Here is a 14,108-nt window from a genome sequence, read left to right on the forward strand (position 1 = left end):
CGTCAGTCGGCGAACTCGACGCCGCCCAGCGCCACGCCACGGTACGCGGCGAGCCGTTCGGCCTGCTCGGTGACGGTCCCCCGGCGGGCGTCGGACAGCGGCTGCCAGGGCTGCACGGCGACCGTGAACCTCCGACCGGCCTTGCGGGGCCGCCAGGTGCCGACCAGCTCGCCGTCGACCAGCACCGCGCCGGGGCGACCCAGCACCGGCCACAACTCCTTCGCCCGGGCCGGGTCCGGCACCAGGGTCGACCGGTCCTTGGCCTGCAGGAAGAGGTCGAACGGCCCCAGCAGCCGGGTCGCCGGGGCGTCCGCCGACGCCAGTTGCGCCTCGTCCGCGGCCAGCAGCGAACGGCGCTCGCCGTCGACCGTCACCTCGACCACGTCCTGCGGCCAGTGCGCCTTCACCTCCTTGACCGGGGCGTCGAGGTAACCGGCGACGTGCTGCGCGGTGGCCGGACCGAGCAGCCGCAGGTACGCCCGGATTAGCGCGAACCGCTCACCGGGGTCCGCCGCCCGGGAGAACCCGGGAATGCGGCGCAGCACCGGTGGCGAGGTGTCCAGCTCCAGTTCCAGCCCGGCCCGCACGGCGGCCAGCCGGAAGGGCATCTCGTACAGGTGGGTGGCCTGGCACGGCCGGCAGAACCGCAGGTACGGCTCGGGCAGCTCCTCGGCCAGCCGGGCGGACACCTCGCCCTTGACCGTCGGCGCGGTGACCACGGCGCGCATCCGGGCGGCCACCTCGTCGAGGGCGGCCAGGATGCCGATACCGGCCGCCTTCAACGGTTTCGCGGCGTCGTAGATGCGCTTGCCCGCGTCGGCGTCGGAGAACGGCTCGACCGCCGCCGCCACCTGCGGCAGGTCAGCGCGGCGGTAGAGGTGCGGCGCGCCGCGTACGGTCCAGAGCAGGGCGACGTCGTCGGGGGAGAGGGCGGTCACGTCGACGCCGCGGACGGCCAGCGCCCAGCGGCCGCCGTCCGGGCCGGTGTCCTGCACGCCGATGTCGAGCACGGCGGTGTCCGCGAGCGTGCCCCCGGCCCGGTCGAGCTGTTGGGCCCGGATCCGGAAGTTCCTCACCTGACGCGCATCGAGCATGCGCACACCCTACGCACCGTCACCCCGTCGGCGGTGCACGTCGCCCGCCGCCGGGGACCACACCGGACGGGCCGCACGGCTAGGCTCCGGCCATGAGCGAGACTCCCGCACCGGCCTCCCCGTCGGCAGCTCGCGGCGAAGCCGATGCCTTGCTGTCCGTCCTCGAGCGCAACCGGCGTACCTTCGCCTGGAAGACGTCGGGTCTCGACCAGCGGGGCCTGGGCATGACCACGGCCGCCAGCTCGATGACGCTCGGTGGGCTCGTCAAGCATGTGGCCCTGGTGGAGGCGGACTGGCTGGCGGTCAAGCTCGCCGGGAAGGAGTACGGCGCTCCGTGGAACGCGGTCGACTTCGACGCCGATCCCGACTGGGAGTGGCGCACGGGGGCCGTGGACTCTCCGGAAGAGCTCCACGCGTTGTGGCGGGACGCTGTCGACCGGTCGCGCACGCTCGTGGCCGAGGTCATCGAGGAACGCGGCCTCGACGGGCCCGCCTCGTTCACCTGGCCCGACGGTCGCACGCCCACGGTCCGGCTCATGCTGTTGGACATGATCGAGGAGTACGCGCGCCACACCGGCCATGCCGACCTGCTCCGGGAAGCGGTGGACGGTCGGGTCGGCGAAGGAGCACCGGCCGACTTCACCGTCTGAGCCGCCGCGGGTGTCAGCGCTCGGCGAGCAGCCGGTCGCGGACCTCCCGGCGGAGCACCTTGCCGATCTGCGAGCGGGGCAGGTCGTCCACCACGACGACGCGGCGCGGCACCTTGTACCCGGCGAGGTGCTGCCGGCAGGACGTGCGGACCGACTCCGGGTCGGCCCCGACGCCCGGGTCCAGGACCACCGCCGCGACCACCTCCTCGCCGTCCGTGCCGGGCAGCCCGACGGCGGCGGCGTCGCGTACGCCGGGGACCCGGCGCAGCACCTCCTCCACCTCGGACGGGTACACGTTGAACCCGCCCGTGATGATCAGTTCCTTGATCCGGTCGACCACGGTCACGAACCCGTCGGGGTCCATGGTGACGATGTCGCCGGTGCGCAGCCAGCCGCCCGGCAACAGCACCTTCGCCGTCTCCTCCGGACGGTTCCAGTAGCCGGAGAAGACCTGCGGGCCGCGGACCAGCAGTTCGCCGGCCTCGCCGGGGGTCCGGTCGCGGGTCGGCTCCTCCGGGTCGACGATGCGGACCTCGGTGGACGGGAACGGCACCCCGACCGTGCCGGGCCGGCGGCCGGCCGCGACCGGGTTGCCCAGGGTGATCGGCGAGGTCTCGGTCATCCCGTAGCCCTCGACGAGCAGCCCGCCGGTGACCGACTCCCACAGTTGCACCGTGTCCGGGGGCAGCGCCATCGCACCCGAGATCGCGTACCGGATCGAGGTCAGGTCGACGCCGCGTTCCCGGGCGGCGGTGGCGAGCCGCTGGTAGATCGGCGGGACGGCCGGCAGGAAGGTCGGCGGCCGGCGGCGCACCGCGTCGAGCACCTGGTCGAGGTCGAAGCGGGGGAAGAGCACCAGGGTGGCGCCGATGCCCACCGCGAAGGTCAGGCACAGGGTCAACCCGTACGCGTGGAACAGCGGCAGCACCGCGTACACGGTCTCCTCGCCGTCGCGCAGGCCGGGCACCCAGGCGCGGCCCTGCGCGGCGTTGGCCCGCAGGTTGCGGTGGGTGAGCACGGCCCCCTTCGGGACGCCGGTGGTGCCGCCGGTGTACTGGAGCAGGGCGACGTCGTCGACGGCCGGCGCGGGATGGTCGGCGGGCAGCGGCGGCGCGGCCGCGACCAGCGCGGACCAGGAGTGGGCGCCGGGCGCGGGCGCGGTCATCGCGGCACGGGCCGCGCGGACCTTCGGCAACGGCAGCCGCAACGCCCAGCGCTTGAGCGGGGGCAGCGCCCCGGTCAGGTCCACCGCCACCACCTCGCGCACCGCGCCCCGGCCGGTGACCAGCGGCGCGACCTTGTCCCAGACGATGGCGACCCGGGCGCCGTGGTCGGTGAGCTGGTGCGCCAACTCCTGCGCGGTGTAGAGGGGATTGTGCTCGACGACCACCGCGCCGAGGCGCAGCACCGCGTAGAAGGCGACCACGTGCTGCGGGCAGTTCGGCAGCACCAGCGCCACCCGGTCACCCGGGCCGACGCCGAGCCGGCGCAGCGCCTCGGCCGCCCGGGCGACCTGTCCGGTCAGCTCCGCGTAGCTGGTGGTGGCGCCGTAGAAGTCGAGCGCGACCCGGGGGCCGAAGCGGCGGGCGGCGTCGGTGAGCAGATCCACCAGCGAGCCGGGCGGGTCCGCGACGGTGGCCGGTACGCCCGGTGCGTAACTGCGGGTCCAGGGGCGCTGCGGGGTCGCGTCCATCGCCGTGCCTCCTCGCTACCGGATGACGGTGACCACCCTAACTTAACCATCCGGTAACTTACGCTCGCGTAACCTGGTGACTTCGTCACACAGGGGACGCCGCTAGTGCCGCTGCATCGCCCGGCGGCCGCGCACGAAGGCCAGCACGATCGCGGCGATCAGCGCGATCCCGCCGATGATGATCAACCACTTCGCGGCCTGGAGGATCAGCCCGACCAGGATGAGCGCGCCGGCGATGACGGCGACGACCCAGATCAGCGCGCGCATGTCGACCTCCCGTGCGTACGGTGGGTCGCCCGTCTTCCCGTTCCGGGACGCGCCATGCCGGTCAGAACCGGGCCACGTAGACCGTGTTCGCCGCCTCTCGCCCCTGCAACGGGTTGGGGAACCGGACGACGTGCGCCACCGACGTCGGGAACACCTCGGTCAGCGTCCGCTGGAACGCCGGGTCCGGCGGGTCGTTCGACCAGAGCGCGAAGACGCCGTCGCGGTGCAGCAGCGCGGCGAGCCGGCGCAGCCCGTCCACCGTGTAGAAGTCGGCGTGGCTCGGGTGCAGCACCTGGCGCGGCGAGTGGTCCACGTCGAGCAGCACCGCGTGGAACCGGCGACCCGGCGACTCCGGGTCGAACCCCGCGCCTGAGGCGACCGCCGCGAAGAAGTCGGTCCGCACGAAGCGGGTACGCGGGTCGGCGGCCAGCCCGGCGGCGAACGGCAGCAGGTCCCGCCGGTGCCAGTCGATCACGTCCTCGATCGCCTCGACCACCACCAGCGAGCGGACCCGGGAGTCCTCCAGCGCGGTACGCGCCGTGTAGCCGAGGCCCAGCCCGCCGACGACCACGTCCAGGGCTGTCCCGTCCAGCTGCGCCAGCCCGAGCCGGGCGAGTTCGATCTCGGCGACCGGGAAGAGGCTGGACATGAGGAACTCGTCGTCGAGCTTCACCTCGTACACGTCGACGTCGAGCGACGGGTCGCGACGCCGACGCAGGCTGATCTCGCCGATCGGGGTCTCCCGCCAGGCCAGTTCCTCGAATCGCGCGACCATGTGGTCCTCTCCGTCGGTTCCGTTCCCGGATGCTACCGGCAGGGTGGTGGGCGGCCGGGGTTTTCCGCCGCCGTCGGCATCGCCGGCCCGTCGGCGGGTACGCCCTCGCCAGGCGGAGAGAGGAGTACGGCGTGGCGCAGATGCTGGCCGGACGGTTGCACGTGCCGCAGCGGGAGCTGTGGCTGGAGACGGTGCCGGTGCCCGAGCCGGAGCACGGGCAGGTGCGGGTACGGGTCGCCGCGGCGGGAGTGTGCCTGTCGGACGTGCACCTGATCGACGGCACCCTGACCCCGGTGTACCTGGCCGGTGACGTGGTCACCCTCGGTCACGAGGTGGCCGGCACGGTGGACGCGCTCGGCCCGGGGGTGACCGGCTGGCAGCCCGGCCAACGGGTGCTGCTCCAGGCGGGGGAGCGGGACCGGCGGGGCACCGTGCTCACCCGCGGCGTCGACTACGACGGTGGCTGGGCCGAGTACGCCCTGGCCCGCGAGGACACCCTGGTCCCGATCCCCGACGCGCTGGAGTTCGAGCAGGCCTGCATCATTCCGGACGCGGTCTCCACCCCGTGGGCGGCGGTGACCGACACCGCGCGTACCCGGCCCGGGGAGGCCGTCGGGGTGTGGGGCGTCGGCGGGCTCGGCGCGCACGCGGTGCAGCTGCTGCGGCTGGTCGGCGCGGCCCCGGTGATCGCCGTCGACCCGCTGCCGGCGGCCCGGGACCGGGCCCTGGTCCTCGGCGCCGACGTGGCCCTCGACCCGAAGGACGACGGCTTCCGCGACGCCGTGCTGGAGCTGACCGACGCCCGGGGACTCGACGTGGCGTTCGACTTCGCCGGGGTCACCCCGGTCCGCGAGCAGGCCCTGACGGTGCTCGGCCGGCGCGGGCGGCTGGTGCTGGCCGGGATCGCCAACCAACCGGTGACCATCGCCTCGGACAGCCGCTTCAACTACCTGGGCCAGGCCGTGCTCGGACACTACGGCTCGGCGGCCGAGCACGTCACGCAACTGGTCTCGCTGGCCGGGCAGGGGCGGCTCGACCTGGCCGCGTCGGTCAGCGACGTGCTGCCGCTCGGTGACGCCACCGAGGCGGTACGCCGGGTGCAGGACAAGGACGGCAACCCGATCCGGCTGATCCTGCGCCCCTGAGGGCCGGGTCAGCCGGCAGGGCGGGTGGCGACGACGACCGTGTCGAGCGCGTCGACCGTGCCGCCGTCGTCGGTGGCCACCGGCCGGCGGGCCGTCTCGGCGCGCCGGATGCGCAGCCCGGCCAGCCCGTCCACCACGGTCTCGGGGGTGAGCAGCACCGCCGGGTCCTGCGGACCGCCGGTGCCCCCGGTGAGGTTGGCCAGGTCGTGCCCCACCACGACGAGGGTGCCGCCGGGGCGCAGCGCCCGCCGCGCCGAGTCCAGCACCCGGGCCAGGTCGGCGCCGGGCAGGTGCAGGTAGCTGAGCAGCACCAGCGCGTAGCTGCCGGGCACCGGCCGGTACGCGGTCACGTCCGCGACCCGCCACTCGACCGTCACCCCGCGCCCGGCGGCCAGTTCCCGACCGCGCTCGACGGCCACCGCCGAGAAGTCCACGGCGGTCACCCGCCAGCCCTGCTCCGCCAGCCAGACCGCGTTGCGTCCCTCGCCGGCGGCCAGGTCGAGGGCGGCGCCGGGGGTGAGCCCGGCGACGGACTCCACCACGAAACGGTTGGGCTCAGCGCTCCACACCAGTCCCGATGTGTTCGCGTACCGGGTGTCCCAGGCGCTGCTGTCCACTGTGTCCCCTCCTTCGGCGGCCCCACACCGCCACCGTGACCGTACCGGCTGTCGCAAGCGCTCCCACGGCGGCCAGCGCCAGTCCCGGCGCGGGCGGCAGTTGCTGGGCGAGTACGAAGATCCCCATCACCACGACGAACCAGCCGAACGCCTTGCGCAGCAGGTCGGCCGGAATCCGTCCGGCGAGTCGCCCACCGAGGAAGCTGCCGACGATCGCGGCGGCGGTGACGGCGAGCGCGAGACCCCAGTTGATCTGCACGCTGGAGAGATAGCCGGCCAGCCCGGCGAAGGACTTCATCGCGATGACCACCAGCGAGGTGCCGACCGCGACCGGCATCGGCAGGCCGCCGAGCAGGGCCAGCGCGGGCACCACCAGGAAGCCGCCGCCGGCCCCGACCAGACCGGTGACCAGCCCGACGACGATCCCGTCGAGGACCACCCGGAACACCGGCAACTCGTGCGGCACGGGCCTGCCCTCGGCGGCACGCCGGCCCCGGATCATCGCGACCGCGGTGGCCAGCATCATCACCGCGAAGCCGGTGAGCAGCACCCCGGCCGGGACGTACGCGGCCAGCCGGCCGCCCGCGTACGCGCCGGTCATGCCCGCCAGCCCGAAGATCAGTCCGGTCCGCCAGCGGACCCGGTGGGCGCGGGCGTGCGGCAGCACGCCCACGGCGCTGGTGGCGCCGACGACCAGCAGGGAGGTCGCGATGGCCTCCTTGGGCGGCAGGTCGGCGACGTAGACCAGCAGCGGCACGGCCAGGATGGAGCCGCCGCCGCCGAGCAGACCGAGGCTGACCCCGATCAGCACGGCCAGCCCGAGGGTGAGCGCCAGGGTCGCGGTCATGCCCGCCCCCCGCGCAGCTGCCCGACGATGGTGTCGAGGTCGCAGCTCGCGCCCCGGTTGTACGGCAGCTTGCCGAGCAGCATGCCCATCGCGCAGGTGTTGGTGAGCGCGGCGAAGGTGAGGCCGGCGCCGATGAACGCGGCGACCCACTTCAGGCCCGGCACGAGGACCGAGGCCAGGATGCTGAGCAGGACGATCGAGCCGGCGACCAGGCGGACCTGCCGCTCCAGGTCCCAGCGCTGCCGGCCCTGCCGGACCGGCGCCTGCGCGGCCTGCCAGGCGAGCATCCCGCCGTCGAGGACCTTGAGGTGGGGCAGGCCGACGCCGGCGAGGGACTGCTCGGCCCGACTGGCCCGGGCACCGGAGCGGCAGATCAGCACCACGTCCTCGTCGAGGTGGTGGCGCAGTTCCTCGCGGTGCTCCTTGAGCAGGTCCAGCGGGACGTTGTACGCGCCGGGGATGTGCACGGTCTCGAACTCGGCCGGGGTGCGCACGTCCAGCAGTCGGGGGGCGCGTCCGGCGTCGATCAGCTCGCGCAGCGTGGCGGCGTCGAGGGTGGCCGGGCGGGTGGTCTCGGAAGTGCTCATGTCTCCTCGTTCTCGGATGAACCGCCACGGCGGGCGGGCAGGGTGGGACGCCGGCCGGCGCACGGTCGCGCGGGCCGGAAGCGGGGGTACGCCTCAGTCGGTGGTCAGGGCGACGCCGGCCGCCCCGGCCCGGTCGAACCGGTCGTCGACGACGACGACCTCGCGGCCCGCGTTGGCGAGCAGGGACGCGGCGGCGGTGGCCCGGTATCCCGAGCCGCAGTGCACCCAGACCACGCCGGCGGGGATCTCGCCGAGCCGCCCGGGCAGCTCGGGCAGGGGGACGTGCACGGCCTCCTCGACGTGACCGGCCTGCCACTCGTTGGTCATCCGTACGTCGAGCACGACGTCCGGCGCGGGCCGGCCGACCGGGGTCCGTCCGGCGCGGGCCGCGGCGAGGGCGGGGAAGTCCGCGGTACGCAGCTCGCGCAGTTGTCCGGGCTCGGCGGACCACTCCTCGGGCGTGCCGGTGGCCTGCGCGGCGGGCCGGTCGATGCCGATCCGGACGAGTTCCCGCTGGGCGTCGGCGACCTGCTCGGGCGTCTCCGCCAGCAGGGTGACCGGCGTGCCCCGGTCGATCAGCCAGCCGAGCCAGGTCGACATCGGGCCGTCGAGCCCGAGGGCGACGGTGCCGGTCAGGTGTGCGGCGGCGTACGCCTTGCGGTGCCGCAGGTCCACCACCCACTCGCCGGCGGCGATCCGGTCCCGGAGCTGTTCGGCGTCGGCCCGGGCGACCGGGGTGAGGTCGACCGGGGCCGGTCCACCGGCGTTCGTCACGCCCGTGTGGGCGTAGTACGCCGGGTAGGCGTCGAGGCCGGCGAGGGTCTCGGTGACGAACTGGTCGGCGGCGAGGCGCAGCACCGGGTTGGCCTGCCTCTCCCGGCCGATGGTGGAGTCGGGGGCGTCGGCCTGGGCGGCGGAGCAGAAGCTGCCGAAACCGTGCGTCGGCCAGACCTGGGTGCCGTCGGGCAGCAGGTCGGCCAGCCGCCGCGCCGAGGCGTGCTGGTGGTGGGCCAGGTCGTGGGCGTGCTGCTGGCCGAGCAGGTCGGTGCGTCCGGTGGTGCCGAACAGCAGCGACCCGCCGGTGAAGACGCCCACCGGCCGCCAGCCGTCCCCGGCGGCCTCGTCCAGCACGTACGACAGGTGGCCGAAGGTGTGGCCCGGGGTGGCGACCACCCGCAGCCGCAGGGTGTCGGAGACCGGCACGGTTTCGCCGTCGGCCACCGGGACCCGGTCGAAGGCGACCTGGTCGGCCGCCGCCACCAGGTACCGCGCACCGGTGATCCGGGCCAGTTCGCGCCCACCGGAGACGTAGTCGTTGTGCACGTGCGTCTCGACCACGTGGGTGACCCGCGCCCCGCGGGCGCCGGCGAGGTACAGGACGCGGTCGACGTCGCGCTGCGGGTCGACCACGACCGCCACCCGACCGTCGGTGGCCAGATAGCTGCGGTCGCCGAGCGAGGACGTGGCGATCACGGACACGTCGACTGACATGTGCGGTTCTCCTCTCATTCCCTACATACCCCGGGGGTATGTAGGAGGCAGACGTCGGCCCGGGTCGCGGACCGCTTACCCGCCCCCGCCGCGATCACGCGACGGGGGCGGTCGGTTGTCAGGCCAGGGCGAGGAAGAGCTTCTCCAGCTCCTCCTCGGTCATCTCCGGCTCCTCGCCCCGGTCCCGGGCGGTGCCGCAGTGCCGCATGCCGGAGGCGATGATCTTGAAGCCGGCTCGGTCGATGGCCTTGGACACGGCGGCGAGTTGGGTCAACGCGGCCCGGCAGTCCTCGCCGTTCTCCATCATCTCGATGACGGCGTTGAGCTGGCCCCGGGCCCGCTTGAGTCGGGTCAGCGCCTCGCCGGTCATCTCGGGTTGCAGCTTCACGGCACTACCTCCTGCGTCTCAAGATACCCCGGGGGGTACCCACCTGCCCAGCCCGAGTCGGATACCCCGCTGGGTATTCCCAAACTACTGGCGGTCGGCGGGGCGCTCGCCGGGTGGCCGGAATATACCCCCGGGGGTATGCGCTATGGTCGGTGTATCGCCAGCCATCGCGGTGAAGGAGTTCGGCAGATGTTGTTCACCCAGTACTACCTCGACTGTCTGTCCCAGGCGTCGTACCTGGTCGGCGACGAGACCACCGGGCTGGCCGTGCTCGTCGACCCGCGTCGGGACATCGACGAGTACCTGACCGATGCCCGCGCGCACGGTCTGACCATCGAGGGCGTGATCAACACCCACTTCCACGCCGACTTCCTCGCCGGGCACCTCGAGGTGGCCGCCGCGACCGGCGCGTGGATCGGTTACGGCCACCGCGCCGAGACCGAGTACCCGAGCCGCAAGCTGCGCGACGGGGAGCGGATCAGCCTCGGCGAGGTGACGCTGGAGATCATGGAGACCCCCGGCCACACCCCGGAGTCGATCAGCGTCCTCGTCCGCGCGCACGCCGACGACGCGGTGCCGTACGGGGTGCTGACCGGCGACGCGCTCTTCATCGGCGACGTCGGCCGCCCCGACCTGCTCGCCTCCCTCGGTGTCACCGCCGACGAACTGGGCCGGATGCTCTACGACAGCGTGCAACGCAAGCTGATGGGGCTGCCCGACGAGGTCCGGGTCTTCCCGGCCCACGGCGCCGGCTCGGCGTGCGGCAAGAACCTCTCCACCGAGCGGCAGTCCACCATCGGCGAGCAGCGCCGCACCAACTACGCCTGCGCCCCGATGAGCGAGGAGCGGTTCCTCGCCCTGGTCACCGGCGGACAGCCCACGGCACCCGGCTACTTCGCCTTCGACGCGGCGCTCAACCGCAAGGCCCGCGAGCTGTTCGACCACACCCGGTCCGCCCGCCCGCTCGACCCCGCCGAGTTCGCCCGCGCCCGCGCCGAGGGCGCCGTGGTGGTCGAGGCCCGGGACCCCCGGGAGTACGCCGCCGGACATCTGCGTGGCGCGATCAACATTCCCGCCGACGGTCGGTTCGCCGAGACCGCCGGCAGTGTCGTCGCGCCGGACCGCCGGGTCCTCGTGGTCGCTCCGCAGGACCGCGAGGAGGAGATCGTCGTCCGCCTCGCCCGGATCGGCTTCGACCACGTGGTCGGCTACCTGCGCGAGCCCGAGGGCGCGTTCCTGGAACTGGCCGCCGACCTGACCCGGGCCAGCCGGGTCACCGCCACCGAGCTGCGCACGGCGCTCGACCGCCCGCACGCGCCGGTGGTGCTCGACGTGCGCAACGCCGGCGAGCGCGAGCAGGGCGCCGTCGACGGCTCGCTGCACATCCCGCTCGCGGAGCTGACCCGCCGGCTCGACGAGGTGCCCGCCGACCGGCCGGTCGTGGTGCACTGCGCCGGCGGCTACCGCTCCTCCGTCGCCGCCAGCCTCCTCCGCACCGCCGGCCGGGCGGACGTCTCCGACCTGCTCGGCGGCTACGGCGCCTGGCAGACCCTGCACGCGGCGGTCTGACCGCCGACGCGCGGGCGGCCGGGCCCGACCTGGCCGCCCCCGCCCGGCCGGTGCCGGCGGCGACGCTGGGTCCACCAGGGATCGACGCAGCGTCTATCCTGTCCGCCGACGAACCCGTCGGAAGGGACCCGATGCCGTCACGCCAGGACCAGCTGCACTCCTACCAGTTCACCGTCCAGCGGGCGGTCGCGGCGCTGGTGATGCGCGAGACGGACCCGGCGCAGTCACCGTTCCGGCGGCTGGCCGGCGCGGGCCTGGCCAGCGTGCTGGTCGCCGTGATCGCGCTCGGTGGCGTCGCCCTGTACGGCCTCTTCGCCGGCGGGGGCAGCTCCTGGCGGGACCCCGGCGCGGTGATCGTGGAGAAGGAGTCCGGTGCCCGGTTCGTGTACCGGGACCAGAAGCTGCACCCGGTGCTCAACTACGCCTCCGCGCTGCTGATCATCGGGGCCGAACGGCCCAAGACCGTCCTGGTGTCCCGCCGCTCGATCGACGGCGTCCCCCGAGGGCTGCCGCTCGGCATCGCCGACGCGCCGGACTCGCTCCCGCCCGCCGGCCGGCTCGCCACCGGCCCCTGGACGGTCTGCTCGGTCACCGGCACCGACCCGACCGTCGCGGACGCCCGCTCGGCCCTGCTGATCGGTCGGGAGGCGACCGGCGGCCGGCCCCTCGGCGAACAGGGGCTGCTGCTGCGCCACCCGGACGGCAGCCTGCACCTGCTCTGGCACGACCGGCGCTACCTGCTGCGCGACACCGACCGGGTGCTGGCCGCGCTGGCCACCACCCGGCAACGGGCGGTGCCGGTCGCGGCGGCGCTGCTCAACGCCGTGCCGGCCGGCGCCGACCTGGCCCCGCCCGCGCTGCCCGGCCTGGGTGAGCGCTCCGACCGGGTCGACGACGCCACCGTCGGTGACGTCTACCTGGTCCGCAACACCGGCGGCGGCCGCCAGTACGCGGTCGCCGGACGCGACGGCCTGGCGGGCATCACCGAACTCCAGGCGGCGCTGCTGCTGGCCCGCACCGGCCAGGGCGACCCGGAGCCGATCACGCTTGGCCGGTTCGCCGCCCTGCCGAAGCTGCCCGACCTGGCGCCCACCGGGCCGACCGCCCCGCCGGCCGTACCGCCCCGGCTGGCCACCCTCGACTCCGGTGCCCTCTGCGCCCGGGTCGGCGACGACACCGGCGTACGCGAGATCCGGGTCGGCGCCACCCCGCCGGACCTCTCCGCCGCCGCGCGGACCTCCGCCGGCCGTGGTCTCGCCGACCAGGTGGTGGTCGAGCCGGGCCGCGGCGCGGTGGTCGAGTCGGTGGCCGCGCCGGGCGCCACCGGCGGCGCGGTCAGCGTCGTCACCGACCTGGGCCGGCGGTACGTGCTGCCGAGCACCGACGTGCTCGGCATGCTCGGCTACCCCGGGGTCCGGCCGGTGCGACTGCCGGCCGGCCTGGTCAGCCTGGTGCCGGCGGGCAGCCCGCTCGACCCGGCGGCCGCCCGCGCCGTCGCCGCCCCGGCCTGACCCGCCGCCGGTCTGGTCTGGCCTGGCCTGGCCGGGTCCGGTCGCCTGGGACGGCCCGGACCGGTCCGGTCCGCCGGCGCACCGCTCGCTGGCACATCCCTCGCCCGCGGAGCGGTCATCTGAACCGTCTGCGTCATCAAGTTTGCAGGGGGCGGGGGAGCACCCATGGGTGAGGGGCGATGACGCGCCGCATGCAACGCGTCGCGCCCGCCCGCCGCCTGCCGCCGCCCGGCTGGGTGCCGCCGACTCAGCGGGGGAGCCGCAGGACGGTCACCGCGAAGTCGGCGTCGTCGCGCCACGCGCGCAGGTCCCAGGTGGCGAAGCGGTGCTCGATGCGCAGGCCGGCCGCCACCGCGTCGGCGTCGAAGGCGGTGAGCGGGTAGCCCCGGTCGGTGCCGAAGCCGACCACCACCGGGCCGTCCGGCCGTACGTGGGCGGCGACCCGGGCCAGCACGGCCCGTTCGGTGCCGGGTGCCACGAAAGCCATCACGTTGCCGGCGATCACCGCGGCGTCGAAGGGCTCCGGCTCGCCCTGGGCGGCCAGGTCCAGGTCGGCGAGGTCGGCGACCAGCCAGCGCGGCCCCGGGTGGTCCGCCTCGGCCGCCGCCACCAGCACCGGGTCGGCGTCCACGCCGACCACGGTGTGCCCCCGGGCGGCGAGCGCCGCGCCGACCCGGCCGGTGCCGCAGCCGGCGTCCAGGATCCGCGCGCCCGGCGGGACCAGCGTGTCCAGCAACCGGGCCTCACCGGCCAGGTCCGCCCCCTCGGCGGCGAGCCGGCGGAACCGGTCGACGTACCACTGCGAATGTCCCGGATCGGTGTCGGTCACCCAACGTGTCGGCTTGCCCATTGGCCCACCGTAGCCGGGCTCAGCTGAGCAGGAGGAAGGTGGCGGCGGAGAGCGGCACGGCGAGGGCCGTACCGGCGATCACCTGCGGCCAGGTGTGGTCGCGCAGCTCGACCCGGGACCAGGCGACCGCTGCCACCAGGATCCAGCCGAGGTGCAGCGCCGGGCCGAGGAACAGCGCCAGCACGGTGACCGAGGACGCCGCGCAGGCGGCGTGGATGCTCAGCTTCCACCAGTGGTTGACCAGCGTGCACGCCCCGCCGACCACGAAGATGACCAGGATCATCGCGAACAGCGTGGCCGGGGCCCGGAGCACGGCCAGCAGGCCCAACCCCACCGCCACCGAGACCAGGCCGGTCAGCAGCGGCCGGGCCCGCTGGGTCCGGTCGCCGATGTGCCGGTCGCTCAGGGTGCCCCGACGTACGCCGTGGACCAGCACGCCGATCGGGATCACCGCGCAGAAGAGCAGTACCGTGCCGCCCCAGAGCAGGTAGTCGCGTGTCGACCGGCTCACCGCCACCACGCCGACCAGCGGCATCACGGTGACCAGGACACCCGGTGCGAGCACCTCGGTGAACAGGCGGGCGAGTCGGGTACTGACCGACCGTTGCGTGGCTGCTCGCACCG

15 protein-coding genes are annotated in these 14,108 nt (G+C 74.6%); 4 read left to right on the plus strand and 11 right to left on the minus strand.

The genetic code is table 11. From position 1 onward, the window contains the following. Positions 1 to 2: 2 nt before the first annotated feature. A complete protein-coding gene (locus tag GA0070611_RS04155) occupies positions 3 to 1,094 on the minus strand; it encodes a winged helix DNA-binding domain-containing protein (RefSeq protein ID WP_091657662.1) in 1,092 nt (363 codons plus the stop codon). Between the two features lie 92 nt (positions 1,095 to 1,186). On the opposite strand from GA0070611_RS04155, the gene GA0070611_RS04160 reads away from it, so the two are divergent. Then, complete coding sequence (locus tag GA0070611_RS04160) at positions 1,187 to 1,744, plus strand: DinB family protein (protein ID WP_091657666.1); 558 nt, start codon at positions 1,187 to 1,189, stop codon at positions 1,742 to 1,744. 13 nt (positions 1,745 to 1,757) lie between these two features. On the opposite strand, the gene GA0070611_RS04165 is transcribed toward GA0070611_RS04160, so the two are convergent. From GA0070611_RS04165 to GA0070611_RS04170, 3 genes are all read right to left on the minus strand, one after another. Then, positions 1,758 to 3,437, minus strand: coding sequence for a long-chain-fatty-acid--CoA ligase (locus tag GA0070611_RS04165; RefSeq protein ID WP_091657669.1), 1,680 nt, complete (start codon positions 3,435 to 3,437; stop codon positions 1,758 to 1,760). A gap of 102 nt (positions 3,438 to 3,539) precedes the next feature. Continuing rightward, positions 3,540 to 3,704: a hypothetical protein gene (locus GA0070611_RS31275; protein WP_167604402.1), complete on the minus strand. Its 165-nt coding sequence runs from the start codon at positions 3,702 to 3,704 to the stop codon at positions 3,540 to 3,542. A 61-nt stretch (positions 3,705 to 3,765) separates the two neighbouring features. Beyond that, entirely contained in the window at positions 3,766 to 4,479 is a 714-nt protein-coding gene (locus tag GA0070611_RS04170; RefSeq protein ID WP_091657674.1) for a polyamine aminopropyltransferase, read from the minus strand. Positions 4,480 to 4,619: 140 nt separating this feature from the next. On the opposite strand from GA0070611_RS04170, the gene GA0070611_RS04175 reads away from it, so the two are divergent. Then, complete coding sequence (locus tag GA0070611_RS04175) at positions 4,620 to 5,624, plus strand: zinc-binding dehydrogenase (RefSeq protein WP_197675953.1); 1,005 nt, start codon at positions 4,620 to 4,622, stop codon at positions 5,622 to 5,624. Positions 5,625 to 5,632: 8 nt separating this feature from the next. Here GA0070611_RS04175 and GA0070611_RS04180 read toward each other — a convergent pair whose 3' ends face one another. From GA0070611_RS04180 to GA0070611_RS04200, 5 genes are all read right to left on the minus strand, one after another. Beyond that, the gene (locus GA0070611_RS04180) at positions 5,633 to 6,241 is read right to left on the minus strand and encodes a class I SAM-dependent methyltransferase (RefSeq protein ID WP_091657681.1); all 609 of its coding nucleotides are present in this window, start codon (positions 6,239 to 6,241) and stop codon (positions 5,633 to 5,635) included. Continuing rightward, entirely contained in the window at positions 6,180 to 7,088 is a 909-nt protein-coding gene (locus tag GA0070611_RS04185; protein WP_091657684.1) for a sulfite exporter TauE/SafE family protein, read from the minus strand. The genes GA0070611_RS04180 and GA0070611_RS04185 overlap by 62 nt, the downstream gene beginning before the upstream one ends. Next, positions 7,085 to 7,675, minus strand: a complete 591-nt coding sequence (locus tag GA0070611_RS04190; RefSeq protein ID WP_091657688.1) for a rhodanese-like domain-containing protein — start codon at positions 7,673 to 7,675, stop codon at positions 7,085 to 7,087. Before GA0070611_RS04190 ends, GA0070611_RS04185 begins: the two co-directional genes overlap by 4 nt. A gap of 93 nt (positions 7,676 to 7,768) precedes the next feature. Beyond that, positions 7,769 to 9,166, minus strand: a complete 1,398-nt coding sequence (locus GA0070611_RS04195; protein ID WP_091657692.1) for an MBL fold metallo-hydrolase — start codon at positions 9,164 to 9,166, stop codon at positions 7,769 to 7,771. 118 nt (positions 9,167 to 9,284) lie between these two features. Next, entirely contained in the window at positions 9,285 to 9,554 is a 270-nt protein-coding gene (locus GA0070611_RS04200) for a metal-sensitive transcriptional regulator (protein ID WP_091657695.1), read from the minus strand. A 189-nt stretch (positions 9,555 to 9,743) separates the two neighbouring features. On the opposite strand from GA0070611_RS04200, the gene GA0070611_RS04205 reads away from it, so the two are divergent. Both GA0070611_RS04205 and eccB read left to right on the plus strand, forming a co-directional pair. Next, positions 9,744 to 11,123 (plus strand): MBL fold metallo-hydrolase, encoded by a 1,380-nt coding sequence (locus GA0070611_RS04205; RefSeq protein ID WP_091657699.1) that lies wholly within the window; start codon positions 9,744 to 9,746, stop codon positions 11,121 to 11,123. Positions 11,124 to 11,254: 131 nt separating this feature from the next. Next, positions 11,255 to 12,634 carry a type VII secretion protein EccB gene (gene eccB, locus GA0070611_RS04210; RefSeq protein WP_091657703.1) on the plus strand — a complete coding sequence of 460 codons (1,380 nt, stop codon included), beginning with the start codon at positions 11,255 to 11,257 and terminating at the stop codon, positions 12,632 to 12,634. A gap of 247 nt (positions 12,635 to 12,881) precedes the next feature. On the opposite strand, the gene GA0070611_RS04215 is transcribed toward eccB, so the two are convergent. Both GA0070611_RS04215 and GA0070611_RS04220 read right to left on the minus strand, forming a co-directional pair. Further along, positions 12,882 to 13,484 carry a class I SAM-dependent methyltransferase gene (locus tag GA0070611_RS04215; RefSeq protein ID WP_091657706.1) on the minus strand — a complete coding sequence of 201 codons (603 nt, stop codon included), beginning with the start codon at positions 13,482 to 13,484 and terminating at the stop codon, positions 12,882 to 12,884. A 19-nt stretch (positions 13,485 to 13,503) separates the two neighbouring features. Further along, positions 13,504 to 14,106, minus strand: coding sequence for a phosphatase PAP2 family protein (locus tag GA0070611_RS04220; RefSeq protein WP_091657709.1), 603 nt, complete (start codon positions 14,104 to 14,106; stop codon positions 13,504 to 13,506). Positions 14,107 to 14,108: the final 2 nt, after the last annotated feature.

The sequence above is a fragment of the Micromonospora auratinigra genome (genome assembly GCF_900089595.1).
In the GTDB taxonomy this organism is placed as follows: Bacteria; Actinomycetota; Actinomycetes; order Mycobacteriales; family Micromonosporaceae; genus Micromonospora; species Micromonospora auratinigra.

What these genes read in the sequence shown, in the direction of transcription:
- GA0070611_RS04190 (WP_091657688.1), bottom strand. Translation starts at nt 7,675, where the DNA reads ATGAGCACTTCCGAGACCACCCGCCCGGCCACCCTCGACGCCGCCACG.
- eccB (WP_091657703.1), top strand. Translation starts at nt 11,255, where the DNA reads ATGCCGTCACGCCAGGACCAGCTGCACTCCTACCAGTTCACCGTCCAG.
- GA0070611_RS04195 (WP_091657692.1), bottom strand. Translation starts at nt 9,166, where the DNA reads ATGTCAGTCGACGTGTCCGTGATCGCCACGTCCTCGCTCGGCGACCGC.
- GA0070611_RS04160 (WP_091657666.1), top strand. Translation starts at nt 1,187, where the DNA reads ATGAGCGAGACTCCCGCACCGGCCTCCCCGTCGGCAGCTCGCGGCGAA.
- GA0070611_RS04205 (WP_091657699.1), top strand. Translation starts at nt 9,744, where the DNA reads ATGTTGTTCACCCAGTACTACCTCGACTGTCTGTCCCAGGCGTCGTAC.
- GA0070611_RS04175 (WP_197675953.1), top strand. Translation starts at nt 4,620, where the DNA reads ATGCTGGCCGGACGGTTGCACGTGCCGCAGCGGGAGCTGTGGCTGGAG.
- GA0070611_RS04170 (WP_091657674.1), bottom strand. Translation starts at nt 4,479, where the DNA reads ATGGTCGCGCGATTCGAGGAACTGGCCTGGCGGGAGACCCCGATCGGC.
- GA0070611_RS04185 (WP_091657684.1), bottom strand. Translation starts at nt 7,088, where the DNA reads ATGACCGCGACCCTGGCGCTCACCCTCGGGCTGGCCGTGCTGATCGGG.
- GA0070611_RS31275 (WP_167604402.1), bottom strand. Translation starts at nt 3,704, where the DNA reads ATGCGCGCGCTGATCTGGGTCGTCGCCGTCATCGCCGGCGCGCTCATC.
- GA0070611_RS04165 (WP_091657669.1), bottom strand. Translation starts at nt 3,437, where the DNA reads ATGGACGCGACCCCGCAGCGCCCCTGGACCCGCAGTTACGCACCGGGC.
- GA0070611_RS04155 (WP_091657662.1), bottom strand. Translation starts at nt 1,094, where the DNA reads ATGCTCGATGCGCGTCAGGTGAGGAACTTCCGGATCCGGGCCCAACAG.
- GA0070611_RS04215 (WP_091657706.1), bottom strand. Translation starts at nt 13,484, where the DNA reads ATGGGCAAGCCGACACGTTGGGTGACCGACACCGATCCGGGACATTCG.